Source organism: Sinorhizobium terangae (assembly GCF_009601505.1).
Lineage (GTDB): Bacteria > Pseudomonadota > Alphaproteobacteria > Rhizobiales > Rhizobiaceae > Sinorhizobium > Sinorhizobium terangae.
Genome location: NZ_WITC01000059.1, coordinates 33,027 through 56,241 on the forward strand (window position 1 = coordinate 33,027; position 23,215 = coordinate 56,241).

At 62.5% G+C, this 23,215-nt stretch carries 23 protein-coding genes and 1 pseudogene; 18 read left to right on the forward strand and 6 right to left on the reverse strand.

Annotation, left to right across the window (positions count from 1 at the left end; translation table 11 throughout):
• Positions 1 to 84 precede the first annotated feature (84 nt).
• From GHK62_RS16000 to GHK62_RS16030, 7 genes are all read left to right on the forward strand, one after another.
• Positions 85 to 369, forward strand: coding sequence for an acyl carrier protein (locus GHK62_RS16000; RefSeq protein ID WP_085938953.1), 285 nt, complete (start codon positions 85 to 87; stop codon positions 367 to 369).
• Positions 370 to 483: 114 nt separating this feature from the next.
• Complete coding sequence (locus GHK62_RS16005; protein WP_153440156.1) at positions 484 to 960, forward strand: 3-hydroxyacyl-ACP dehydratase FabZ family protein; 477 nt, start codon at positions 484 to 486, stop codon at positions 958 to 960.
• Between the two features lie 2 nt (positions 961 to 962).
• Positions 963 to 2,165, forward strand: coding sequence for a beta-ketoacyl-ACP synthase (locus GHK62_RS16010; RefSeq protein ID WP_153440157.1), 1,203 nt, complete (start codon positions 963 to 965; stop codon positions 2,163 to 2,165).
• A 13-nt stretch (positions 2,166 to 2,178) separates the two neighbouring features.
• Complete coding sequence (locus tag GHK62_RS16015) at positions 2,179 to 3,462, forward strand: beta-ketoacyl-ACP synthase (protein ID WP_153440158.1); 1,284 nt, start codon at positions 2,179 to 2,181, stop codon at positions 3,460 to 3,462.
• Between the two features lie 121 nt (positions 3,463 to 3,583).
• Complete coding sequence (locus GHK62_RS16020; protein ID WP_153440159.1) at positions 3,584 to 4,612, forward strand: zinc-binding dehydrogenase; 1,029 nt, start codon at positions 3,584 to 3,586, stop codon at positions 4,610 to 4,612.
• A gap of 11 nt (positions 4,613 to 4,623) precedes the next feature.
• The gene (locus GHK62_RS16025; protein ID WP_153440199.1) at positions 4,624 to 5,547 is read left to right on the forward strand and encodes a lipid A biosynthesis lauroyl acyltransferase; all 924 of its coding nucleotides are present in this window, start codon (positions 4,624 to 4,626) and stop codon (positions 5,545 to 5,547) included.
• Between the two features lie 343 nt (positions 5,548 to 5,890).
• A complete protein-coding gene (locus GHK62_RS16030) occupies positions 5,891 to 6,601 on the forward strand; it encodes a PAS domain-containing protein (protein ID WP_153440160.1) in 711 nt (236 codons plus the stop codon).
• A 154-nt stretch (positions 6,602 to 6,755) separates the two neighbouring features.
• Here GHK62_RS16030 and GHK62_RS16040 read toward each other — a convergent pair whose 3' ends face one another.
• Positions 6,756 to 7,271: a hemerythrin domain-containing protein gene (locus GHK62_RS16040; protein WP_153440161.1), complete on the reverse strand. Its 516-nt coding sequence runs from the start codon at positions 7,269 to 7,271 to the stop codon at positions 6,756 to 6,758.
• A 192-nt stretch (positions 7,272 to 7,463) separates the two neighbouring features.
• Here GHK62_RS16040 and ccoN point away from each other — a divergent pair, with 192 nt between their 5' ends.
• The 4 genes and pseudogenes from ccoN (at position 7,464) to ccoP (ending at position 10,941) form a co-directional block, all read left to right on the forward strand.
• A complete protein-coding gene (ccoN, locus tag GHK62_RS16045) occupies positions 7,464 to 9,083 on the forward strand; it encodes a cytochrome-c oxidase, cbb3-type subunit I (RefSeq protein WP_153440162.1) in 1,620 nt (539 codons plus the stop codon).
• Positions 9,084 to 9,095: 12 nt separating this feature from the next.
• On the forward strand, positions 9,096 to 9,827 hold the full coding sequence (gene ccoO / locus GHK62_RS16050; RefSeq protein ID WP_153440163.1) for a cytochrome-c oxidase, cbb3-type subunit II: 732 nt from the start codon (positions 9,096 to 9,098) through the stop codon (positions 9,825 to 9,827).
• A gap of 13 nt (positions 9,828 to 9,840) precedes the next feature.
• Positions 9,841 to 9,990: pseudogene (locus GHK62_RS34315) on the forward strand (cbb3-type cytochrome c oxidase subunit 3); the annotation flags it as partial.
• Between the two features lie 87 nt (positions 9,991 to 10,077).
• Positions 10,078 to 10,941, forward strand: coding sequence for a cytochrome-c oxidase, cbb3-type subunit III (gene ccoP / locus GHK62_RS16060; protein WP_153440165.1), 864 nt, complete (start codon positions 10,078 to 10,080; stop codon positions 10,939 to 10,941).
• 302 nt (positions 10,942 to 11,243) lie between these two features.
• On the opposite strand, the gene GHK62_RS16070 is transcribed toward ccoP, so the two are convergent.
• From GHK62_RS16070 to GHK62_RS16080, 3 genes are all read right to left on the reverse strand, one after another.
• Positions 11,244 to 11,597: a VOC family protein gene (locus GHK62_RS16070; RefSeq protein ID WP_153440166.1), complete on the reverse strand. Its 354-nt coding sequence runs from the start codon at positions 11,595 to 11,597 to the stop codon at positions 11,244 to 11,246.
• A complete protein-coding gene (locus tag GHK62_RS16075) occupies positions 11,594 to 12,034 on the reverse strand; it encodes an SRPBCC family protein (RefSeq protein ID WP_153440167.1) in 441 nt (146 codons plus the stop codon). Before GHK62_RS16075 ends, GHK62_RS16070 begins: the two co-directional genes overlap by 4 nt.
• Before the next feature lie 107 nt (positions 12,035 to 12,141).
• The gene (locus tag GHK62_RS16080) at positions 12,142 to 12,981 is read right to left on the reverse strand and encodes a helix-turn-helix domain-containing protein (protein WP_153440168.1); all 840 of its coding nucleotides are present in this window, start codon (positions 12,979 to 12,981) and stop codon (positions 12,142 to 12,144) included.
• A 202-nt stretch (positions 12,982 to 13,183) separates the two neighbouring features.
• Here GHK62_RS16080 and ccoG point away from each other — a divergent pair, with 202 nt between their 5' ends.
• From ccoG to GHK62_RS16110, 6 genes are all read left to right on the forward strand, one after another.
• Positions 13,184 to 14,758, forward strand: a complete 1,575-nt coding sequence (gene ccoG / locus GHK62_RS16085; RefSeq protein WP_153440169.1) for a cytochrome c oxidase accessory protein CcoG — start codon at positions 13,184 to 13,186, stop codon at positions 14,756 to 14,758.
• Positions 14,755 to 15,249 (forward strand): FixH family protein, encoded by a 495-nt coding sequence (locus tag GHK62_RS16090; RefSeq protein WP_153440170.1) that lies wholly within the window; start codon positions 14,755 to 14,757, stop codon positions 15,247 to 15,249. The genes ccoG and GHK62_RS16090 overlap by 4 nt, the downstream gene beginning before the upstream one ends.
• Positions 15,246 to 17,528 (forward strand): cation-translocating P-type ATPase, encoded by a 2,283-nt coding sequence (locus GHK62_RS16095; RefSeq protein ID WP_153440171.1) that lies wholly within the window; start codon positions 15,246 to 15,248, stop codon positions 17,526 to 17,528. The genes GHK62_RS16090 and GHK62_RS16095 overlap by 4 nt, the downstream gene beginning before the upstream one ends.
• Complete coding sequence (gene ccoS, locus GHK62_RS16100; RefSeq protein ID WP_153440172.1) at positions 17,525 to 17,683, forward strand: cbb3-type cytochrome oxidase assembly protein CcoS; 159 nt, start codon at positions 17,525 to 17,527, stop codon at positions 17,681 to 17,683. Before GHK62_RS16095 ends, ccoS begins: the two co-directional genes overlap by 4 nt.
• 179 nt (positions 17,684 to 17,862) lie before the next feature.
• On the forward strand, positions 17,863 to 19,293 hold the full coding sequence (gndA, locus tag GHK62_RS16105; protein ID WP_184108845.1) for an NADP-dependent phosphogluconate dehydrogenase: 1,431 nt from the start codon (positions 17,863 to 17,865) through the stop codon (positions 19,291 to 19,293).
• A gap of 122 nt (positions 19,294 to 19,415) precedes the next feature.
• Positions 19,416 to 19,682 (forward strand): hypothetical protein, encoded by a 267-nt coding sequence (locus GHK62_RS16110; protein ID WP_153440173.1) that lies wholly within the window; start codon positions 19,416 to 19,418, stop codon positions 19,680 to 19,682.
• A 104-nt stretch (positions 19,683 to 19,786) separates the two neighbouring features.
• Here GHK62_RS16110 and GHK62_RS16115 read toward each other — a convergent pair whose 3' ends face one another.
• Positions 19,787 to 20,092 (reverse strand): antibiotic biosynthesis monooxygenase family protein, encoded by a 306-nt coding sequence (locus GHK62_RS16115; RefSeq protein WP_153440174.1) that lies wholly within the window; start codon positions 20,090 to 20,092, stop codon positions 19,787 to 19,789.
• Positions 20,093 to 20,236: 144 nt separating this feature from the next.
• Positions 20,237 to 21,298: a LacI family transcriptional regulator gene (locus GHK62_RS16120; RefSeq protein ID WP_153440175.1), complete on the reverse strand. Its 1,062-nt coding sequence runs from the start codon at positions 21,296 to 21,298 to the stop codon at positions 20,237 to 20,239.
• Positions 21,299 to 21,821: 523 nt separating this feature from the next.
• Between GHK62_RS16120 and GHK62_RS16125 the strand changes: the two genes are divergently transcribed.
• Positions 21,822 to 23,057, forward strand: a complete 1,236-nt coding sequence (locus GHK62_RS16125; protein WP_153440176.1) for an ABC transporter substrate-binding protein — start codon at positions 21,822 to 21,824, stop codon at positions 23,055 to 23,057.
• Positions 23,058 to 23,215 lie beyond the last annotated feature (158 nt).

Genomic DNA, 23,215 nt, shown 5'->3' on the forward strand with positions numbered 1-23,215 from the left:
AATCGGCACGGCAAAAGCCAAGAGGCATTGGCTTTTGCCGTGCATTTTTCTATAGGGATCGCCAAGACTCGATTTTCATGAGGTATGCGCGTGACAGCAACATTCGACAAGGTCGCCGATATTATTGCGGAAACCAGCGAGATCGATCGCGAGACGATCAAGCCGGAAAGCCACACGATCGATGATCTCGGCATTGACAGCCTGGACTTCCTCGACATCGTTTTTGCGATCGACAAGGAATTCGGGATCAAGATCCCGCTCGAGCAGTGGACTCAGGAAGTCAACGAAGGCAAGGTGTCGACCGAGGAATACTTCGTGCTGAAGAATCTTTGTGCGAAGATCGACGAACTTCGGGCCGCTAAAGCCTGACCCTTCCGCTGACGCGGTTCGACCCGTTTCACGATGCCGCCTGTCGCGTACCGCGCTTGACAGGCGGCATCGGCGTTTTTACTTGAGCCCGAAACCAAACGGGGATCAGCCTTCATGCTCCTTGAATACTTCCAGATGATCGACCGCGTCGAAACGGTGGATCTTGCGGTGGGCCGCCTGACGGCGCGGTCCGTCGTTCCGGAAAAGAGCCCCGTCTTCGAGGGGCATTTTCCGGGTTATCCCTTGGTTCCGGGCGTACTCCTGATCGAGACCATGGCGCAGGCCTCGGGTTTCCTCGTGCTCGCCGCGACGAAATTTGCAACGATGCCCTTCCTGATGTCGGTCGACGGCGCCAAGATGCGCACCTTCGTGGAGCCTTCCACCGAGCTTGAGATCGAGGCGCTGCTGGAGCATGAAGGATCCGGCTTTGCCGTAACCAAGGCCAAGATCACCTCGGGCGGCAAGAAGATATGCGATGCCCAGCTGAAGCTGAGAACGATGCCGTTCGACCAGGTGCCGCTCGGCGATATAGTTCGCAAGCGCGCCGAGGAGCTCGGATTGATGGCCGCGACGGCCGGTTCGGAGAAGTGAATATGAGGAAATCCGCAAACGACGTGGTGATCACTGGCGTCGGCATCGTGACGAGCCAGGGCGTCGGCGTCGAGCCGCATGTGGCGTTGTTGAGCGCTGCTGAACCGCCGAAAGTGCGCATCGAAACCGAACGTTTCGCTCCCTATCCGGTCCATCCGCTGCCGGAAATCGACTGGTCCCACCAGATCGCCAAGCGTGGCGACCAGCGGCAGATGGAAAACTGGCAGCGCCTCGGCGTCTTTGCCGCCGGCTTGGCCCTGGATGACGCCGGGCTCAAGGACAATCTCGAAGCCTGCGGCAGCATGGACATGATTGTGGCCGCCGGCGGCGGCGAGCGTGACATCAACGTCGACTCGCTGATCGTGGACGAGGGTCTGAAGCGCAACGATCGCGAGCAACTCCTGAACGAGAAGCTGACCACGGAATTGCGCCCGACGCTCTTTCTTGCACAGCTCTCCAACCTGCTCGCCGGCAATATTTCCATCGTCCACAAGGTTACGGGCTCTTCGCGCACCTTCATGGGCGAGGAGGCCGCGGGCATTTCGGCCTTCGAAACCGCCTTCGCCCGCATCAAGGCCGGCCAGTCGACCCATACGCTAGTCGGCGGTGCGTTTTCGGCCGAGCGCATCGACATCATCCTGCTGATCGAAGCCATCCAGGGCTGCGCGGTTGGCGACTGGCATCCGATCTGGTCGCGTAAGCCGGAGGACGGCGGCGGTCTCATCCTCGGTTCGGTCGGCGCCTTCCTCGTGCTCGAATCGCGCCAATATGCCGAGGCGCGCGGCGCCCGCATCTATGCCTCGATCGAGGCGGTCGGCGGCGATCGCGGCAGCCGCCAGGATGGGCGGCTTGAGGCACGTCTTGCCGATCTCGCGGCACCGGCGGCCGCGTTCGAGCCGCAGTCGACCGTCGTCTTTTCGGGAACCACCGGCTTCCACGATCTCGCTCGCCGCGAGAAGGCTTTTCTCGAAACTGAACTCGCTGGTCGGCCTGTCCGCGCCTATGGCGGTCTCGTCGGGCATGGCATCGAGGCACAGTTTCCCGTGGGCCTGGCGCTCGCGGCACTTTCGCTCGGCCACGCCGCCAAGGTACCGCCCTTCGATGCCGATGCTGAAGCCGTGATGACGGCACCGGCCAAGACGGCGGTCGTCACGACGATCGGCCACGCCCGCGGCGAAGGTGTCGCCGTGCTTTCTGCGGAATAAGGGGGCTCGAACCATGAGCAAGGCATATACGGATCATCTCGGCCGCCCGATCGTCGCCGTTACCGGCATGGGCGTCATCACCTCGCTCGGCCAGGGTCTCGAAGACAACTGGGCGGCGCTTTCCGGCGGCGTCTCCGGTATTCACAAGATCACCCGCTTTCCGACCGAGGGGCTTTCGACCCGCATCAGCGGCACGGTCGATTTCATCGAACTGCCGGCCGAAAACGCGGTCGAGCGCTCCTACGCGATGGCGCGCGAAACGACGCTGGAAGCCTTGGCGCAGGCCGGCCTTTCCGGGGATTTCAATGGTCCGCTGTTTCTCGCTGCCCCGCCGATAGAGCCGGAATGGAGCGCACGCTTCGAGCTTGCCGACCGTTCGCCGCCGTCCGAGCGGCCGGGTGACGCCTATAACCGTTTCCTTGCCGCCATGCGGCAGAAGCCGGATCCGGTATTCCACGAGGCCGTGCTCTTCGGCTCGATCTCGGAGCGGCTTGCCGATCGTTTCGGCACGCGCGGCCTGCCGGTGACGCTTTCGACGGCTTGCGCTTCCGGTGCGACCGCGATCCAGCTCGGTGTCGAGGCGATCCGCCAGGGACGCACCGATCGCGCCTTGACGGTCGCAACCGACGGCTCGGTCAGCGCCGAGGCATTGATCCGCTTCTCGCTGCTTTCCGCGCTCTCGACCCAGAACGATCCGCCGGAGAAGGCATCGAAGCCCTTCACCAAGGACCGCGACGGTTTCGTCATTGCGGAAGGTGCCGCGACGCTGGTGCTTGAGTCGCTGGAAGCGGCGATTGCCCGCGGCGCTCGCATCTACGGCATCCTCAAGGGGTGTGGCGAGAAGGCTGACCTCTTCCATCGCACGCGTTCGTCTCCGGATGGCGGCCCGGCGATCGCGACGATCCGCGCCGCACTCGAGGACGCCGGCATCGACGAGAGCGGCATCGGCTATATCAATGCCCACGGCACTTCGACGCCGGAAAACGACAAGATGGAGTATCTGTCGATGTCGTCCGTCTTCGGCGAGCGCCTGCCGACGATCCCGGTTTCGTCGAACAAGTCGATGATCGGCCATACGCTGACGGCCGCCGGCGCGGTCGAGGCGGTTTTCTCGCTCCAGACGATGCTGACCGGCACACTGCCGCCGACCATCAACTACCAGAATCCCGACCCGGCGATCGTTCTCGATGTCGTGCCGAACGTGAAACGCAGCCAGCAGGTCACTGCCGTGCTGTCGAACTCCTTTGGCTTCGGCGGCCAGAACGCCAGTTTGGTCATGACCGCCGAGCCGGCTTGAGGATGGTGCAAGCGGTACAGCGCCGCTTTCCGCAGCATAGCGACACGTTCACGACACGTGTATATGCCGTGGGAGTCGGCACGACCGGCCCTTCGACGACGTAATACTCAAAGGAAACACCATGCGCGCCCTGCAACTGCTCGATGACCGCAAGCTTGAAATCACCGACCTTCCGGAACCGGAAACGCCGGGTCCCGGTGAAGTCACCCTGCGCGTCAAGGCGGTCGCGCTCAACCATATCGACGTCTGGGGCTGGCGCGGCATGGCCTTCGCCAAGCGCAAGATGCCGTTGGTGATCGGCGCGGAAGCGTCCGGCGTGGTCGAGAGCATCGGTCCGGGCGTCGCCAATGTGCTGCCCGGCCAGCTCGTCTCGATCTACGGCGCGCGCACCTGCGGCCTCTGCCGCCCCTGCCGCGAGGGTCGCGACAATCTCTGCGAACATGTAGGCGGCGTGCACGGCTTCCACCTCGACGGTTTCGCGCAGGAACTGGTAAACCTCCCGGCGCGCCTGCTCGTTCCGGCGCCTCCGGGCGTCGATGCCGTCGGTGCTGCGCTGGCGCCCGTCACCTTCGGCACGGTCGAGCACATGCTCTTCGACAACGCCAAGCTCGAACCCGGCGAAACGATCCTCGTCCATGCAGGCGGTTCCGGCATCGGCACGGCGGCGATCCAGCTTGCCAAGAAGATCGGCTGCACCGTGATCACGACGGTCGGTTCGGACGACAAGATCGAGAGGGCAAAGGCGCTCGGCGCGGATCATGTCATCAACTACCGCACCGACCGCTTCGAGGGCGTGGTGCGTAAGCTTACCAAAAAGAAGGGCGTGGACGTCGTCTTCGAACATGTCGGCAAGGACACCTGGGCGGGCTCCATGTTGTCGATGAAGCGGGGCGGGCGTCTCGTCACCTGCGGCTCTACCTCCGGCGTTTCGACCGATATGAACCTGATGATGCTCTTTCAGCAGCAGTTGAAGCTGCTCGGCTCCTTCGGCTGCCGAAAGGAAAATATGGCGAACGCCATGCAGAAGATGGGCCGCGGCCTTGTGCACCCGGTGATCGATACGGAAGTTGGCTTCAACGATATCGATCGCGCGCTTGAGCGCATGGAATCGCGTCAGGTCTTCGGCAAGATCATCCTTCGGATGGACTGAACATCGTGCGCATGCTGATCACGCGGCTGGTGCTGGCCGCCAACCATTTTCGGCAATGGCTGATTGCGCAATTCGTGTTCCTGCTGCTGACCGTTCTGAAGCTCTTCCCGGCTGACACGGCGATTAACTTCATGGACCGCGTCGCCCGCTGGATCGGCCCGAAGACCGGGCGTTACAAGCTGACGCTCACCAATCTGCGCAACGCCTTTCCGGAAAAGAGCGAGGCGGAGCTTCAGGAGATTGCGCTCGAAAGTTGGGGCAACATGGGGCGAATGGCGGCGGAATACGTCTTCCTCGACCAGCTTTTCGATTTCGATCCATACAAGTCGGAGCCGGGCAGGGTGGAGGTCTCCGGCATCCCGCTGTTCCTTGACCTGCGCGACAATCCGCGGCCGTTCATTGTCTTTACCGCCCATAGCGGCAATTTCGAGATGCTGCCCGTTGCGGGCTCGGCCTTCGGACTGGAGGTTACCGTCCTCTTCCGCCCGCCGAACAACCCGTACATGGCCGACAAGGTCTTCGAGTTCCGCAAGGCGCGGATGGGCAATCTTGTGCCCTCGCATGCCGGTTCCTCCTTCGCGCTCGCCCGTCAGCTCGAGCGCGGTGGTGGTGTCGGCGTTCTGGTCGACCAGAAATTCCGCAAGGGGTTGAAGACGAAGTTCTTCGGCCGGGACGTGCAGACCAATCCGCTGCTTGCCAAGCTCGTGCGTCAGTTCAATTGCGAGGTCTATCCCGCCCGTTGCATCCGTCTGCCCGGTGGGCGGTTCCGGCTGGAGCTCGAACCGGCGATTGCGATCCCGCGCCGGGCGGATGGCAGCGTCGACGTCAATGCGACCGCGCAGATGCTGAACGACAAGGTCGAGAGCTGGGTTCGTGAATATCCGGGTCAATGGCTCTGGTATCACGACCGCTGGAACATCAAGCGCAGTCTGTAAAGGCGTTCCGCTGTCTATCCAAAGCGTCGCCTTGCTTCGCACCCCGGCGGCATTGCTCACGACTGTGTGCGTCAGGCCGAAGAGGCCGCATTTCTTGATGAGGCGCATATAGGTGTCGCGGGGGGCGCGGGCTTAGGCTTCGACTTTCTCCTGTTGAACGATGCCGCAATGGGTGTAAACTCATCGTTGTGGTTTGGGGCAACTGCAAGCGCTTTGGATGACAAGCGCAAACGCAGTTATGCGTGGCATTGAGGGGCAATCATCAAAATCCGAATTTGTCTGCAACACCGTCTGTCTTGAAGTGCATCGACACGGCTTTGCCGTGGGGGAATGGGGATTCGAATTGAAGGCGCTGATTGAGCTGTTCTGGTTCAAGTATTCGCAGTTGCAGCATGCCGTGAAAATGGCGGACGAACATTTGATTGGGATTCTGGATCGTGAGCTCGATCCTATTCTGAAGGCAGTTTACGACCAGAAGGCCGTGAGCGTCGAGGACGCGCGTCTGCAGTTCCACTTCCTGATCGATATACTGCGTGCCGAGGCGGCAGACATGGCCTGCGTGCTGCGCCATTCGAAGTTGCTTCAATCGCTGATCGATCGTTATTTCGCGGCGACCGGATTGGCGGATCTCACCGGTCTCGACCTCGAGCGCCCGGCGAGATTGCCCAGCAAGGGGCTTGCCGACGAAGGGCTGCTCAACGAGGCGATTCTCGACTGTCTTACCGACCGGATCGCCGTGATCACTCCGGATTACCGCTACCTCTACACCAACCCGGCGAATGCGAGTCATCTGGAAAGCAGGCCGATGGATCTCATCGGCCGGCACATCGTGGAGTTCATCGGCCTCCAACGCTTCGAGCAGCGTGTGAAGGCCTATCTCGACCGTTGCTTCGGCGGCGAAGTCGTCGAGTACACTTTTGCCAAGACCGTCGATGCACGCACGGTGGTCGTTCGCTGCCGCATGACGCCGTGCCTCTCGTGCAACGGCAAGCTGATCGGCGCGATCCTGGTCATTCAGGAACATGCGGATCGGCGCAGGGCGATTGCGGCCTGACGGCTGGAGTAGGTGAGGCGCACTCGTTGCCTCCGCGTTTCCCGCTTTACTGCACGACGCGCAAAGGACGCTGTAGCACTCTGAAGTGCTGCATGTTTTATCCTTGAATCGGATAGGATTTAAGGAGACATGCAGTAGCGTCTCTTCAGTGGGATTAGGCCGGCTTGCCACCGAGGTGTTGGACGAGGATCCCCCGCAAGCACTCCTTCTCGAAGCTGATGTGCCGTCGCACGCTGGTGAAGAAGCCGCGCAACATGTAGCCGGCGGTCTCGGCATTGACGGTCCTGTCGGCTGCGCCCAGGCGATCGAGCATTTCGGTCAGTTCCTCGGCGAAACACTCGTCTTCGCAGTGCTCGTATTTCAGGCGCTCCAGCAGGGCATGCACGGAAGCGTCGTCTGCAAAGCGGTGCTCGATCCAGGCAAAAACCCGCTGTTCCTCGCCGGCATGGAGATCGCGCATCATCGGTCCGATCACCTTTGCCGCGTAGGCACAGGTCTCGCGGTTGATCTCTCCCGGGAGGCTGTCTGCAATCGCTTCCAGACTGTCGCAGAGCGCCAACTGGTCATGATGAGCGCCGGCCAGCCAGGCCAGCGGTTCGACCGGCGGCTCACGTGATGCAGTAGGCCGCGCTCCGTTCGATAGCGTTCGGCCGTTGATCTTTACTCTCATGCGCTCCGACCCTTCCCACCATCGCCTCACGTGCAGCCCTCCATGGCTACAGAATGCGTCAGAGCGCCAGGGCCAGCCTTGATCTGGATCAAGGTTGACGATGAGCGATTCTGACAGATCAGGGCAGGTTGCGGCGGCATGCGTCGTTCAGTGCGCCGTCGTCAACGAGTTGAGAAAGTTGGGGACCCAACCATGAAATATACATTCGAGATGATCGTGCTCGGGGTCGGCGCCTTCCTGGCGCTGGTTGGGGCCGGCTTCGCTCAGGACCGCCTGTTTGGCGCACATATGTGGGTGCTGTTCTTCGCGTTGCTCGGCGGCACGATCGTGCTCCTACGGCGGATCGACTTCCGCCCGGCTATCGCAGGAGCGGCGCCCCCGCAGTCGGAATATTTCGACGAGGTCGTGAAATACGGTGTTGTCGCCACGGTTTTCTGGGGCGTCGTCGGCTTCCTGGTCGGCGTCATCGTGGCGCTGCAGCTCGCCTTCCCGGACCTCAATATCGAGCCGTGGTTCAATTTCGGACGCATGCGGCCGCTCCACACCTCGGCCGTCATCTTCGCCTTCGGCGGCAACGCGTTGATCGCGACGTCCTTCTATGTCGTCCAGCGCACCAGCCGTGCGCGCCTCTTCGGCGGCAATCTCGGCTGGTTCGTATTCTGGGGCTATCAGCTTTTCATCGTGATGGCGGCGACCGGCTACCTGCTCGGCATCACCCAGAGCCGCGAATACGCCGAGCCTGAATGGTATGTCGATCTCTTGCTCACGATCGTCTGGGTTGCCTATCTCATCGCCTTCCTCGGCACGATCCTCGTGCGCAAGGAGCCGCATATCTATGTGGCAAACTGGTTCTATCTCGCCTTCATCGTCACCATCGCCATGCTGCACATCGTCAACAATCTGGCGGTGCCGGTTTCCTTCCTCGGTTCGAAGAGCTATTCGGCCTTCTCAGGCGTTCAGGATGCGCTGACGCAATGGTGGTACGGGCACAACGCCGTCGGCTTCTTCCTGACGGCCGGCTTCCTGGCGATGATGTACTACTTCATCCCCAAGCAGGTGAACCGGCCCATCTATTCCTACCGGCTGTCGATCATCCACTTCTGGGCGCTGATCTTCATGTACATCTGGGCGGGGCCGCACCACCTCCACTATACCGCGCTGCCCGACTGGGCGCAGACGCTCGGCATGGTCTTCTCCGTTATGCTCTGGATGCCCTCCTGGGGCGGCATGATCAACGGCCTGATGACGCTTTCCGGCGCATGGGACAAGGTCCGCACCGACCCCATCGTGCGCATGCTGATCATGGCCGTCGCTTTCTACGGCATGGCGACCTTCGAGGGGCCGATGATGTCGATCAAGACGGTCAACTCGCTCAGCCACTACACCGACTGGACCATCGGCCACGTCCATTCCGGCGCGCTCGGCTGGAACGGGCTCATCACCTTCGGCGCGATCTATTATCTCGTTCCGAAGCTCTGGAACCGCGAGCGGCTCTATAGCGTGCGCATGGTCAACTGGCACTTCTGGCTCGCCACCCTCGGCATCGTCGTCTACGCCGCCGTCATGTGGGTCGCCGGCATCCAGCAGGGCTTGATGTGGCGCGAATACGACGACCAGGGCTTCCTCGTCTATTCCTTCGCGGAATCGGTCGCGGCCATGTTCCCGTACTACGTGCTGCGTGCCGTCGGCGGCGGCCTGTTCCTCACGGGAGCGCTGCTCATGGCCTTCAACGTAACAATGACGATCCTCGGACGCGTGCGGGACGAAGCCCCGATCCTCGGTGCGACGCCGGTACCGCAGCCTGCGGAATAGGAGGACAGATCCATGTCCATTCTCGACAAACACACCATACTCGAACGCAACGCCACACTCCTCCTGGTCAGTTCGCTGCTCGTCGTCTCGATCGGCGGAATCGTGGAAATCGCGCCGCTCTTCTATCTCGAGAACACCATCGAGAAGGTCGAAGGCATGCGGCCCTATTCGCCGCTGGAGCTTGCCGGACGCGACATCTATGTGCGCGAAGGCTGCTATGTCTGCCACAGCCAGATGATCCGGCCGTTCCGCGACGAGGTCGAACGCTACGGGCATTACTCGCTCGCCGCGGAGTCGATGTACGACCACCCGTTCCAGTGGGGTTCGAAGCGCACCGGGCCGGACCTCGCCCGCGTCGGCGACCGCTACTCCAACGAATGGCACGTCCAGCACATGACCGAGCCGCGCTCGGTGGTGCCGGAATCGGTCATGCCGAGCTACGCCTTCCTGAAGGAAACGCCGCTCGAGGTGACGAACGTCGCCATGAACCTCAAGGCCAACAGGGCGGTCGGCGTCCCCTACACGGACGAGATGATCGACAACGCGGCCGCAGACCTCAAGGCGCAGGCCGATCCCAATGCCGACACGTCCGGCATCGAGGCGCGCTACCCGAAGGCCAAGCTCGGCGATTTCGACGGTGACGCGCAGAGGCTGACGGAGATGGATGCGCTCATCGCCTATCTCCAGATGCTCGGCACGCTCGTCGACTTCTCCACCTACGACGACACCACTGGCTATCGTTGAGGAGGGAACCGACATGGAAACCTACACGCTCATGCGTCACTTCGCCGACAGCTGGGGCCTCCTTGCCATGATGCTCTTCTTCCTCGGCGTCGTCGCTTTTATCTTCCTGCCCGGCGCCAAGAAGGCCGCCGAGCGGGCCGCTTCCATCCCCTTCGATCACGATGTGATCGGCTCTGAGAAGTCAGAGCGGCACCCGGGCGGAAAACCGCTGCACACTTTTCCTCATGCCGCTCGAAAGGAGGATTGATCCATGGCGGACAAGCACATTGACGAGATCAGCGGCGTCGAAACCACCGGTCACGAGTGGGACGGCATTCGCGAGCTCAACAACCCAATGCCGCGCTGGTGGGTCTATAGCTTCTATGCGACGATCATCTGGGCAATCGGCTACGCAATCGCGTACCCTTCATGGCCGATGCTGACCGAAGCCACGCGGGGCGTGCTCGGCTATTCGAGCCGCTCCGAGTTCAGCGTCGAGCTCGCCAATGCCAAGGCGGCACAGGCCGGCAACCTGGAGCGGATCGCGTCGAGGTCGCTCGACGAAATCATTGCCGATCCGCAATTGCAGCAGTTCGCCGTTTCGGCCGGCGCTTCCGCCTTCAAGGTGAACTGTGCGCAGTGCCATGGCTCGGGTGCCGCCGGTGGGCAGGGCTTCCCCAACCTCAACGACGACGACTGGCTTTGGGGCGGGAAGCCGGCTGAGATCTACCAGACGATCGCGCACGGTATTCGTCATTCCGCCGACGGCGAGACGCGGGTCTCGGAGATGCCGTCCTTTGCGGAAATGCTCGACCCCGAGCAGATGAAGCAGACGGCGGCCTATGTCGCGAGCCTCACCGGCACGCCGTCGAACCGGGAACTGGTCGAGCCGGGCAAGCAGCTCTTCGCCGATAATTGCGCTTCGTGCCACGGCGCCGACGCGAAAGGCAGCCGCGAGATGGGCGCACCCAATCTTGCCGACGCCATCTGGCTGAAAGGCGAGGGCGAGCAGGCGATCATCAATCAGATGAAGGCACCGAAGCACGGTGTCATGCCCGCCTGGCTGCCTCGCATCGGCGATACGACAGTCAAGCAACTCGCGGTCTTTGTTCACTCGCTTGGCGGCGGGGAATAGCGGGGGGCCCTCTTTTGGGAGAAGAGGGGCAAGAGGCCTCGCGTCTTAAACGGGCGCGGGGCCGCTTGCCGTCAAGGTCACCCGGAGGTTGGACTCGCTATTGTTGCGGCTTCGGTTCATCATCATTGGGAACCTCGCTGGGGCTGGGCGTTCTGACCATGCGCCGGAAGGCGGTACCTTAGTGATGCTCGAGAGGAGAAATCGAGATGTCACCGGAGTGGCCAATGTTCATTCTACAGTGCATCGTCGTCTTCGGCCTCGTCGGCGCGCTGTTCATCCGGTTCGGCGAGTAGCCGCCACTCTTACTGGGCCGACCAGACCGCGAGCTCGTATCCGTCCGGGTCGGCGAAATGGAAGCGGCGGCCGCCGGGGAAGGAGTAGATCGGCTTGACGATCTTGCCGCCGGCCGCCTCGACCCTTCGCACCGTGTCCTCAAGATCGTTGGCGTAGAGGATGACGAGCGGCCCGCCGCTTCGGACGGGACCAAGTATCGTGAACCCGCCCGTCAGGCGACCGTCGGCGAATTCGCAATATTCCGGGCCGAAGTCTGTGAAGGTCCAGCCGAAGGCGCCGCCGTAAAAGGCCTTGCTCGCTTCGATGCTTGCCACGTTGAACTCGATATAGTCGATACGGCGATCGTTGTCCTTGTTGCTCATTTGTGTGCCGTTCTTTCTGTGGGTTGCCTGGGTTCCTGGTGGGATTCCATGATGGACTTGAGCGCTGCGAGGTCCTTTTCGACCCATGCCGCATCGTCGGCGAATTGCTCGTCGCTCATGCCCGGCTGCCGGAGCAGGGTGAACATGACCTCCGCGCCGTCGCCGTTCGGCACGACGCGTAGAGCGTTGTGCACCGTGAGCCCGCTTTCGAGCGTCACCAGATGATCGACGACGCCGAAATCATTGTCCGGCGCAAAGCGCACGCGTGCGTTGCCAAGCGGACCGGGCGCGATCCAGTCGTCGCCGTCGCGGGAGAGCCCGGATGAAAGCCCTGAGGCCCAAAGCGGCATCTTCTCGTGATCGGCCATGAAGGCATAGACCTCGCGCCAGTCGCGCGCGATCGACGTGTGTATGATCCTGGTGGCCATGGTTGCCATGCGTTGCTCCCTTTGACGCTATCGCTACCACGCCCCGGCGCTGCCGTCTTGAACGAAACGGCCAACGCCGGTCGGATGCGCGGCTGCTCTGAGCGCGGCTAGAGGATCTACCATTCCTGATAAATGGGTTGCGTGCTCTTTCTAAAGTCCTGCATCACGTCCGCGAGCTGCTGCTGGATATCGCCGGGGGTCAACGACGTCAGTTGCTTCGCCTCACGGTTGAGGTGCGCCTGATCGGCATAACCTGCATCGAGTGCGAGCGTCGCCAATGTGGATTGCGGCGAGGCGCGACAGGCGACGAGAAAGCGCTGCAGCCGGAGGATGCGGTCAAGCGTCTTGGCGCCGTAGCCGAAATGCTCGCGGCAGCGACGACGCAGCGTCCGCTCGCTGGTTCCGGTTTCTTCCACGAGCGCGCGGATCGGCTCGACTGAGTTCATCCTTTCGTTTTCGAGAAGCGAGACACAGGCGGCGATCTCGGGCGATGGCGGTTTCACCGTAGGGAGCCGATTTTGCAGGGCCGCCCGGAGAACGGCAATCCGGGTCTCGGCATCTGCCGCTTCTGCAATCTGCGCCTCCAGCACGCGCGCCACGCGCCCCCAGAAAGCATCGAGCGCAACGGTCTTCCCGGTGATCGCGTCGAGCGGCGTGCGCAGCCAGGAGGCGGCCGCACCGATGCGGAAGCGAGCGCCGACGACGGTTTCACCGGCGACGAGTTGGGGAAAGGCCGCCACCTTGTCCGGCCCGACAACCGCAAGACCGCCGGAAATCCAGATTATGTCGACGCAGCCATCCGGCACCACCGCGACGCGCGCTGGCTCGGGCAGGTGGTGCGTCCAGAAGCACTTGACGTCGCCCGCCAGCGCGCCGGATGACGCTTGCTCGCGATAGATGCCCCGGCTTTGGGCAAGGCTGGGACAGTCGGACTGGTCTTGCGTGATTCCCTTCATGCGAAGCGATCCGTCGTGCAAGGCTCCTCCAATCTTACACCGGAAATCGGGCACAAAGCGTGCAGGCAAGCTGCGATGGGTGCGCGGATTTGGACGTTTCGACGCACCGTGTGGCAATAGGGCGCAAACTTGACGCAGATCAAGGCTCGGCCCCTACAGATCCGGCAAAAGCGGCTGGAATAGCAATTTCGGATCCCCATCAATGCGTCCCCAGCCCGTCACCACAGCTGCGTCCGTCGAACGGCTCCAGGCCGAACCGGTCAACGCCGCGCATATGCGCAAGCCGCTTTACGAGAAGCGCCGCAAGATCTTTCCGAAGAGAGCCGAAGGCCGCTTCCGCCGCTTCAAGTGGCTGGTGATGCTGGTCACGCTAAGTATCTACTATCTGACGCCGTGGATCCGTTGGGATCGGGGTGCGCATGCGCCGGACCAAGCCGTGCTCGTCGATCTTGCCGCCCGTCGCTTCTACTTCTTCTTCATCGAGATCTGGCCGCAGGAGTTCTTCTTCGTCGCCGGTTTGCTCGTCATGGCTGGCTTCGGCCTCTTCCTCGTCACCACCGCCGTCGGGCGTGCCTGGTGCGGCTACACCTGCCCGCAGACGGTCTGGGTCGATCTTTTCCTTGTGATCGAGCGCTTCATCGAGGGCGACCGCAATGCGCGCATGCGCCTCGACGCGGGACCGTGGACACTCGACAAGATCTGGAAACGCGTCGTCAAGCACGCGGCATGGCTGCTGATCGGCATCGCCACCGGTGGCGCGTGGATCTTCTATTTCGCCGACGCGCCCTCGCTGCTGAAGAGCTTCGTCATGCTGGAAGCGCCACCGGTCGCCTACATCACGGTCGCGATCCTGACGGCGACGACCTACGTGTTCGGAGGTCTGATGCGCGAGCAGGTCTGCACCTACATGTGCCCATGGCCGCGCATCCAGGCGGCGATGCTGGATGAGAGTTCACTCGTCGTCACCTATAACGACTGGCGCGGCGAACCGCGCTCGCGCCATGCCAAGAAGGCGGCAGCAGCGGGTGAGGTGGTTGGCGATTGCGTCGATTGCAACGCCTGCGTCGCGGTCTGCCCGATGGGCATCGACATTCGCGATGGCCAGCAGCTTGAATGCATCACCTGCGCGCTCTGCATCGACGCCTGCGACGGCGTGATGGACAAGCTCGGGCGCGAACGCGGCCTGATCGCCTACGCAACGCTCAGCGACTACGCGTCGAACATGGCGCTCGCCACAAACAACGGTACGACGGCGATCGACCCGACCCGCGTGCGTGACGCGACCGGCGCCTTCGTCGACAAGGTGCGCCACTTCAACTGGCGCATCATCTTCCGGCCGCGCGTTCTTCTCTATTTCGGCGTCTGGGCGCTGGTCGGCATCGGCCTCGTCTACGCGCTGGTGTCGCGTGACCGACTGGAGCTTAACGTGCTGCACGACCGCAATCCGCAATTCGTAGTCGAGTCGGACGGCTCCGTGCGAAACGGCTACATGGTCAAGCTTCTCAACATGATACCGGAACAGCGCACGATCACTCTGACGCTCGATGGCATGCCGTCGGCAACGATGCGGATCGCCGGACAGGCGCCGGGCGATGGTCGCCGTTTCGCTGTTGGCGTCGATCCGGACAAGGTCACGGCCCTCAAGGTTTTCGTCACGCTGCCGCTGGAAAAACTCCCCGAGGCCGAAGAGGGCTTCATGCTGACAGCCGAAGACCCGTCCAGTCATGAACGCGATGTCTATGAGGCCAATTTCAACCGTCCTGGAGTAGCAAGATGACTAGGGAACAGCGGGTTCCGCGGGGATTTACCGGTTGGCACATGCTGGGTGTGATGGGGCTTTTCTTCGGCACCATCATTTCCATCAACCTGATCATGGCCTGGAACGCCAGCCGCAGCTGGAGCGGCCTTGTCGTCGAGAACACCTATATCGCCAGCCAGCAGTTCAACGGCAAGGTGGCGAAGACGCGGGCTTTCGCGGCAAGCGGTATAGAAGGTACGCTCGCCGCCGAACCGAGGTCGATCCGCTATGCCTTGGCCCGCAACGGCGAAGCGGAACGGACGGCCGACAGGGTCGTCGCGGTATTCAAACGTCCGGTCGAAGAACATGAGGACGTGCGTGTCGAACTCGGTCGTGAGGCTCCCGGCGCCTTTGTCGCCGTACGGACGCTCAAGCCCGGCCAGTGGATCGCCGACGTGACGGCAATGGCGGGCGAGGAAATCGTCTATCGCCAGGCCATTCGCTTCATGGTGCCGGGAGAGCGCAAATGAGCTGCTGTGCCGCGGGCGTCGAAGGCGCACTGGACATCGATCGGCCCGGGCAGGGGCTACCTCCATCCGAAGAGCTGTGGCTTGCGAGCCACGCGCTCGGAGACGGCCTGCGCCAGACCGAACTCAGCGCCCCGGGCGTTCACTGCGGTGCCTGTATCACGACTATCGAAGGGGCCCTTCGCAAGAGGCCAGACGTCGAGAGGGCGCGCGTCAATCTTTCGTCGCGGCGTGTCTCTGTCGTCTGGAAAGAAGAGGTCGCCGGCCGGCGCAGCGACCCGCGCGAGATCGCGCGCGCCATCCGGGATTGCGGCTACGAAGCGCATCTCTTCGCCGCCGGCGTAGAGGAGGGCGACGTCTTGCTCAAGCAGCTAATCCGTGCCGTCGCCGTTGCCGGCTTCGCGGCGACCAACATCATGCTGCTGTCGGTTTCCGTCTGGTCGGGTGCTGATGCGGCGACCCGCGACCTGTTTCACTGGATCTCGGCGATGATAGCGGCGCCGGCAATGATCTATTCGGGACGTTTCTTCTACCAGTCGGCCTGGAATGCGCTTCGCCATGGCCACACCAATATGGATGTGCCGATCGCGCTCGCTGTGACGCTTTCCTACGGCATGTCGCTCCACGAGACGATCGGCCATGGCGAGCACGCCTGGTTCGACGCCTCGGTGACGCTGCTCTTCTTCCTGCTGATTGGCCGCACGCTCGATCACATGATGCGCGGGCGCGCTAGATCGGCGATCAGCGGCCTTGCGCGCCTCTCGCCGCGCGGCGCGACGGTCGTCAACCCTGACGGCTCGCGCGACTATCGTCCGGTCGATGAGATCAAGCCCGGCGAGCGCCTGCTCGTTGCCGCCGGCGAGCGCATCCCGGTCGACGGGCGCGTGCTTTCCGGCGCGAGCGATCTCGATCGCTCGGTCGTCAACGGCGAAAGCGCGCCGGTCGCGGTGAGCACTGGCGACACCGTGCAGGCCGGCACGCTCAATCTCACCGGCCCGCTGACGCTCGAGGCGACGGCGGCGGCGCGCGATTCTTTCCTCGCCGAGATCATGGGATTGATGGAGGCGGCCGAAGGGGGCAGGGCGCGTTATCGACGAATTGCGGATCGTGCGGCGCGCTATTATTCGCCGGCCGTCCACCTGTTGGCGCTGCTTTCCTTCATCGGCTGGATGCTGATCGAGGGCGATGTTCGCCATGCGATGCTGATCGCGGTTGCGGTTCTCATCATCACTTGCCCCTGCGCACTCGGCCTTGCGGTGCCGGTGGTTCAGGTCGTTGCCGCGGGCCGGCTCTTCCAGGGCGGCGTCATGGTCAAGGACGGATCGGCAATGGAGCGCCTTTCCGAAATCGACACCGTGCTGCTCGACAAGACCGGCACGCTCACCATGGGCGAGCCGCGACTCGTCAATGCGGGCGAGGTCGATCCGGGCGCGCTCGCGACTGCCGCCGCAATCGCTCTCCATTCGCGCCATCCGATTGCGACAGCGCTGCACGAGGCGACGGCAGCGGTGCAGCCGCTCGTGGGCGAGATCCGCGAAATACCGGGTGCGGGCATCGAGGCGGGGACAAGCGACGGCGTCTATCGGCTCGGCAGTCGCGCCTTTGCCTGCGGCGACGCGGGTGCGGCGAACGGCCAATCGGAAGCGATCCTGTCGCTCGATGGCCGCGAGCTAGCCTGCTTCCGCTTCGAGGATCGGCTGCGTCCTGCCGCTCGCGAAAGCGCCGACGCCCTCTTTCGCCTGGGGCTTACGAACGGCATCCTTTCCGGCGACCGCGAGCCGGTCGTCGCCGCACTTGCCCGCAGGCTTGGCATCGCGAAATGGCGCGCCGAGCTTTCGCCGCGCGGCAAGGTCGAGGCCTGCGCCGCTGCCGCCGAAGGGGGGCATAGGGTCCTGATGGTCGGCGACGGTATCAACGATGCGCCGGCCCTGCGGGCGGCCCACGTCTCGATGGCGCCCGCGACCGCGGCCGATGTCGGCCGGCAGGCGGCGGATTTCGTCTTCATGCATCAGGGCCTCGACGCCGTTCCCTTCGCCATCGAGACCTCGCGTCGCGCCGGTCGGCTTATCCGCCAAAATTTCGCGCTGGCGATCGGTTACAACGTCATCGCCGTGCCGGTTGCGATCTTCGGCTATGCGACGCCGCTTGTTGCCGCCGTCGCCATGTCGACCTCATCGCTGATCGTGGTTTTCAATGCGTTGCGGCTGAAGGGGCTTGGAACGGCCACGGCTCCGGCAGCGCCGCATGGGGCAGGGCTGCGGCCGGTCAGGAGCGTGCCATGAACACACTCATCTATCTCATTCCGATCGCACTCTTCCTCGGAGGGCTGGGCCTTGCAGCGTTTCTCTGGGCGCTGAAGAGCGGGCAATACGAGGACCTGGACGGAGCCTCCTGGCGTGTCCTCGACGATGGCGACGGCAGGCCTGAAAAGGATTGATTTTCGCAGGAGTGGCTTGTCGTAAATCGATTTGAGTGCCAAAAGAACCTCCGCCGCCGCATGTCCCCAGCCGCCCATCCACTTCCGGAGCGGACCGAACATGCGCAGATCAATATCGAGGGGCTATCCCGCGTGTCTGTTCGGATCGCGGTGGCTCTTCTTCCAACGGAGGCAATCACGTGTCACAGGCGGAAATCGGGCTTATCGGCCTCGGCGTCATGGGGTCGAACCTCGCGCTCAACATCGCTGAAAAGGGCAACAAGGTCGCGGTCTTCAACCGCACGGTCGAGGCGACGCGCAAGTTCTATGCCGAGGCCGGTGCGCTCAAGGAGCAGATCGTTCCCTGCGAGACGATCGAAGAGTTTGTTGCCGCGATCCGCCCACCACGGCCGATCATCATCATGATCAAGGCCGGCGACCCGGTCGATCAGCAGATGGAGATCCTGAAGCCCTATCTTGCCAAGGGCGACATCATGATCGACGCCGGCAACGCCAATTTCCGCGACACGATGCGCCGCTTCGAGGCGCTGAAGGATTCCGGCCTCACCTTCATCGGCATGGGCGTCTCCGGCGGCGAGGAGGGCGCGCGTCATGGTCCGTCGATCATGGTCGGCGGCACGGAGGACTCCTACCGCCGCGTCGAGAAGGTGCTGACCTCGATCGCCGCTAAATACGAGAACGACCCTTGCGTCGCCTGGCTCGGTGAAAACGGCGCCGGCCACTTCGTCAAGACGATCCACAACGGCATCGAATATGCCGACATGCAGATGATCGCCGAAATCTACGGCATCCTGCGCGACGGGCTGAAGATGAGCGCCGCCGAGATCGGCGAGGTCTTCGGCGCCTGGAACAAGGGCCGGCTGAACTCCTATCTGATCGAAATCACCGAAAAGGTGCTGAAAGCCGCCGACCCGCTGACCGGCAAGCCGATCGTCGACATGATCCTCGACAAGGCCGGCCAGAAGGGCACCGGCAAATGGTCGGTGATCGAGGCGCAGAACATGGGCATTCCGGCGACCGGCATCGAGGCAGCCGTCGCCGCCCGCAGCATTTCCTCGATGAAGGAAGAGCGTGAAGCAGCCGAGAAGATTCTCGGCCTGCCGCGGGTCGGCGACTTCACGGTGGCCGATAAGGCGGCCTTCCTCAAGGATCTTGAAAACGCACTGCTTGCCGCCAAGATCGGGGCCTATGCGCAGGGCTTCGCGGTGATGTCGGCCGCCTCGAAGGAGTTCGGCTGGAACCTGCCGATGCCGACGATCGCAAAAATCTGGCGCGCCGGCTGCATCATTCGCTCGCAGTTCCTCGACGAGATCACCACGGCCTTTACCAAGGCGCCGGATGCCGCGAACCTGATCGTGACCCCGGCCTTTGCGGCGATGGTCAAGGAGACGGACGGAGCGCTGCGCCGCGTGGTTTCCGCCGCCGTGCTCGGCGGTCTGCCGGTACCGGCGCTCGCCTCCGCGCTCGGCTATTTCGACAGCTACCGCCGCGGCCGCGGCACGGCCAACGTCATCCAGGCGCAGCGCGACTTCTTCGGCGCCCACGGCTTCGACCGCGTCGATGGCGCCGATAGCCACCACGGTCCGTGGGGCAGTGGGCTGAACGCATAGGGCCGGATCGGAATTCGCTCAAATAGAGGGGCGGCGCTCGCCGCCACCTCCAATCTTTGCAACTACGCAATTCCGGATTGAATTTCTCCAGAGTTCCAACCAGAAAATCATCGAATACCAGCATGAAGTTCAGAGTGATCGACGGCGGCAAAGTCAATGAAGCCATGTCCGCCGATAGCCCAACCATCCGCGCGGAAGCGGATCGACGGATAAAGGCAACCGGCTACGAGCAATGGCGGGTTCGCAGTCTCGCAACCGGCTCGCCGATCCCGAAGTCTATCCAATTTTCGAAGATGCAGATCGAATTCGTCGCCGAGAAACTCGAGCAGCTTAATCCCATTCCCGGCGATTTCACGGACGACAGGTACTGGCCAACTATCGGAGCGTGAAGTCGGCGCCTCCCGCGACCTCCCGGCGCGACAGGCGAAGACTGCAAATGAAACCGGTCCGGCGACAGCACGGGCAAATAGATCTGCTCAGTGCGCCTTCGTCGCTATTTGGTCGGCGCGCTCTCGTAGATTGCCTCACCGGAAACCGCGTCCGTGACATCTGAGCCCTCTCCCTGCGCCTCGAGGGAGTGGCGGAACTTGTCGAGATTGCTGATCATTTTGGGCCGCGCTGCAACGATATGATCGAAACTCTCCCATTCGCCGATCGAGCAGTAGGAACGTTCGCCGGTCTTGATGAGCGCCATTTTCCGTAATCCCTCAAAATCGCGACGGAGTTTACGGAACCATTCCTCGAATTCATCCTCCGAGCCCGGCTTCGTACGGAAACGAACGACGTTGTATGCCGTCATGATGCACCCCCGTATACAGCTTTTAGGCTCAATAATACCATTAATGGTAGAGGTTGTCCCAGTGCTCAATTTAACCGACGGCGGCGGCATGCCGCTTCCGAGGCAGTGAGGCGCCGCGCGGAAGCATTAGCTCGGACGTCTCCGCTATACCTTCCGCGCCTTTGACATGGGCCGCTGGAATTCCGGCTGACTGAGACTTTGCAGCGTCTCGGGTGGCTTTCCTTCGATGTGGCCGATTACGGCCTTGGCGAGCTCGCGCCCGGCAAGGCGGATGTCCTCGTACATGGTCATGACTTCGGGGCGCAGCCAGCGCAGGAAGTCGCTGGGTACCTTGGTGACCATGTCGACATCCGGGCCGACCTTCTTTCCGGCTGATTCGATTGCCGCGACCAGGGCGACAGCGCCGGAGCCGCTGCCGGAAACGATACCGTCCGGGGCATCGACCGAGCGCATCAGTTGTTCGAAGGCGTCGCGGATGGCGACAAGGCTGTGGTCGATGTTGACATGGTGGAAGCTCACCGCCTCCGCACCAAAATCCTTAAGCCCGCGCTCGAAGCCGGTGCGCATGTGGGAATGGAAGGTGAGGTTCGGCGGCGGCTCCAACAGCACCAGCCGGCGTCTGCCGCGCTCGGTGAGCCGGCGCACCGCCTCATAGGCGAAACGTTCGTTGTCGAAGTCATGGAACGGGTGGACGATCCCCATTTCCGTGCGGCCGTGGGTGACAAAGGGCAGGCGGCGCTCGGTCATCAGCGTCACGCGCGCATCGTGCGGCTCCGTCCGCGATATGATGACGCCGTCTGCGGCGCCCGTGTCGAGGATATAGCGGATTGGCCCCAGCGGATCCTTTGTGGAGCTGTAAGGCGTTACCACCAGATGATATTGCGTGCCCGCGAGGATTTCGGTGATGCCAACGACCATGGGGCTGGTGATGCCCATGATCTCTTCCTCCAACGTCAGCACGAGGCTGATGACATTGGTCTTGCCGGTCCTGAGGCGCACGCCGGCACGGTTCGGCTGGTAGCCGATCTGCTTGGCGACGAGGCGCACCCTTTCCTTGGTCTCGGCGCCGATGTCGGGCGCATCCTTCAACGCTCGGGAAACCGTGGTGATCCCAAGACCGGTCATGAAGGCGATCGTCTTCAGCGTCGGCCTACCGCCGTCCGGTGGCGGCGCTGCCGCCGCCCTGTTTTTCGTCTTGCCGTCCATTCCCGTCACCAGCCCCGTCCCCTTATGAGACCTTCGTGCGAACCGCCACGATCAAGCACCCCGCTTTGCCCCGCAGCTTCGTTGCGAACACGCCCGATCCGTCTCGGTTCCCGCCTTATATACGAATTGTGACCGGTGGCCAGATTTCCCAGAGCTGTGTCGCGGAACAAAATCTGTAACGATACAGTAGCGATGTCGAGCATTTTTGTTGCTGCACTGCGAAGAACATAACCATCTGGTTGAATCCTGCACTTGCGAAGCGAGATATTGCATGTGCGAAGCTCCACCCAGGTGCCTAGCGATTGGTTTCGACCAAAAATTCCTTTGAAACAATGCGGTACAGCAGGAATTTGGAGCCTCGCATCGCTGCGCCGAAGCCGATGTTGTCTCCTTTGAGGTTGGGCCATGTACAATCATAAGCTGTATTAGAAATTATATCCCGAATTATTCGTTGTGGGTGTTGCGTCGGAAAATCGTTTGAACTAAGTTTTTACGGCAACGTTACAGTGAGGGAGGAGAACTCATGAAATTGCGTTCCATGGCCGCCGCTTTGGCCGCAACCGTCGCCCTGCCATTCGGCCTGGCCAATGCCACCGATCTGGAGGTTACGCATTGGTGGACTTCCGGCGGTGAAGCCGCGGCGGTCGCCGAACTGGCCAAGGCTTTCGATGCGACCGGCAACAAGTGGGTCGACGGTGCAATCGCCGGCTCGGGCGGGACCGCGCGTCCGATCATGATCAGCCGCATCACCGGCGGCGATCCGATGGGTGCAACCCAGTTCAACCACGGCCGACAGGCGGAAGAACTCGTACAAGCGGGCCTGATGCGCGACCTGACGGATCTCGCCACCCGCGAAAACTGGAAGGAGATCATCAAGCCGGCAAGCCTGCTGGAGTCCTGCACCATCGAGGGCAAGATCTATTGCGCGCCCGTCAACATCCATTCGTGGCAGTGGCTCTGGCTTTCGAATGCCGCTTTCAAGCAGGCCGGCGTCCCGGTCCCGAAGAACTGGGATGAATTCGTCGCGGCAGCACCGGCACTGGAAAAAGCCGGCATCGTGCCGCTCGCCGTCGGCGGTCAGCCGTGGCAGGCAGCAGGTGCCTTCGACGTGCTGATGGTGGCGATCGCCGGAAAAGACACGTTCGAGAAGGTCTTCGCCCAGAAGGACGAGGAAGTGGCTGCAGGTCCGGAGATCGCCAAGGTCTTCAAGGCTGCCGACGATGCGCGCCGCATGTCGAAGGGCAGCAATGTTCAAGACTGGAACCAGGCAACCAACCTCGTCATCACCGGCAAGGCCGGCGGCCAGATCATGGGTGACTGGGCCCAGGGTGAGTTCCAGCTTGCAGGCCAGAAGGCCGGTGTCGACTACACCTGCCTTCCGGGGCTCGGCGTCAACGAAGTGATCTCGACCGGCGGTGACGCATTCTACTTCCCGCTGCTGGACGATGAGGAAAAGTCGAAGGCGCAGGAAGCGTTGGCATCGACCCTGCTGAAGCCGGAGACGCAGGTTGCGTTCAACCTGAAGAAGGGCTCGCTGCCGGTGCGCGGCGACGTGGACCTCGCAGCCGCCAATGATTGCATGAAGAAGGGGCTCGATATCCTTGCCAAGGGCAATGTGATCAAGGGCACCGACCAGCTTCTGTCCGCCGACAGCCAGAAGCAGAAGGAGGACCTCTTCTCCGAGTTCTTCGCAAACGCGTCGATGACGCCGGAGGATGCGCAAAAGCGCTTCGCCGAAATCATCGCGGCGGCGGACTGATTACAGCCGCTTGAAGGGCCCCGCGCATGCGCGGGGCCGCCCTCATGCCCCATTCGGCACGACGTGTTCGCGCCAGGCCTCCGTGCCGACGTCTGCTGGTGTCGGTACAAGAGATGTGCCGGGCAGGGGCCATTACGATGGTGAGGCGGCCGGGGAGC

What these genes read in the sequence shown, in the direction of transcription:
- ccoN (WP_153440162.1), top strand. Translation starts at nt 7,464, where the DNA reads ATGAAATATACATTCGAGATGATCGTGCTCGGGGTCGGCGCCTTCCTG.
- GHK62_RS16070 (WP_153440166.1), bottom strand. Translation starts at nt 11,597, where the DNA reads ATGAGCAACAAGGACAACGATCGCCGTATCGACTATATCGAGTTCAAC.
- GHK62_RS16115 (WP_153440174.1), bottom strand. Translation starts at nt 20,092, where the DNA reads ATGACGGCATACAACGTCGTTCGTTTCCGTACGAAGCCGGGCTCGGAG.
- GHK62_RS16090 (WP_153440170.1), top strand. Translation starts at nt 14,755, where the DNA reads ATGACTAGGGAACAGCGGGTTCCGCGGGGATTTACCGGTTGGCACATG.
- ccoP (WP_153440165.1), top strand. Translation starts at nt 10,078, where the DNA reads ATGGCGGACAAGCACATTGACGAGATCAGCGGCGTCGAAACCACCGGT.
- GHK62_RS16000 (WP_085938953.1), top strand. Translation starts at nt 85, where the DNA reads ATGCGCGTGACAGCAACATTCGACAAGGTCGCCGATATTATTGCGGAA.
- GHK62_RS16005 (WP_153440156.1), top strand. Translation starts at nt 484, where the DNA reads ATGCTCCTTGAATACTTCCAGATGATCGACCGCGTCGAAACGGTGGAT.
- ccoO (WP_153440163.1), top strand. Translation starts at nt 9,096, where the DNA reads ATGTCCATTCTCGACAAACACACCATACTCGAACGCAACGCCACACTC.
- GHK62_RS16110 (WP_153440173.1), top strand. Translation starts at nt 19,416, where the DNA reads ATGAAGTTCAGAGTGATCGACGGCGGCAAAGTCAATGAAGCCATGTCC.
- GHK62_RS16015 (WP_153440158.1), top strand. Translation starts at nt 2,179, where the DNA reads ATGAGCAAGGCATATACGGATCATCTCGGCCGCCCGATCGTCGCCGTT.
- GHK62_RS16025 (WP_153440199.1), top strand. Translation starts at nt 4,624, where the DNA reads ATGCTGATCACGCGGCTGGTGCTGGCCGCCAACCATTTTCGGCAATGG.
- ccoG (WP_153440169.1), top strand. Translation starts at nt 13,184, where the DNA reads ATGCGTCCCCAGCCCGTCACCACAGCTGCGTCCGTCGAACGGCTCCAG.
- GHK62_RS16120 (WP_153440175.1), bottom strand. Translation starts at nt 21,298, where the DNA reads ATGGACGGCAAGACGAAAAACAGGGCGGCGGCAGCGCCGCCACCGGAC.
- GHK62_RS16080 (WP_153440168.1), bottom strand. Translation starts at nt 12,981, where the DNA reads ATGAAGGGAATCACGCAAGACCAGTCCGACTGTCCCAGCCTTGCCCAA.
- GHK62_RS16075 (WP_153440167.1), bottom strand. Translation starts at nt 12,034, where the DNA reads ATGGCAACCATGGCCACCAGGATCATACACACGTCGATCGCGCGCGAC.
- GHK62_RS16040 (WP_153440161.1), bottom strand. Translation starts at nt 7,271, where the DNA reads ATGAGAGTAAAGATCAACGGCCGAACGCTATCGAACGGAGCGCGGCCT.
- GHK62_RS16010 (WP_153440157.1), top strand. Translation starts at nt 963, where the DNA reads ATGAGGAAATCCGCAAACGACGTGGTGATCACTGGCGTCGGCATCGTG.
- GHK62_RS16020 (WP_153440159.1), top strand. Translation starts at nt 3,584, where the DNA reads ATGCGCGCCCTGCAACTGCTCGATGACCGCAAGCTTGAAATCACCGAC.
- ccoS (WP_153440172.1), top strand. Translation starts at nt 17,525, where the DNA reads ATGAACACACTCATCTATCTCATTCCGATCGCACTCTTCCTCGGAGGG.
- GHK62_RS16095 (WP_153440171.1), top strand. Translation starts at nt 15,246, where the DNA reads ATGAGCTGCTGTGCCGCGGGCGTCGAAGGCGCACTGGACATCGATCGG.
- GHK62_RS16125 (WP_153440176.1), top strand. Translation starts at nt 21,822, where the DNA reads ATGAAATTGCGTTCCATGGCCGCCGCTTTGGCCGCAACCGTCGCCCTG.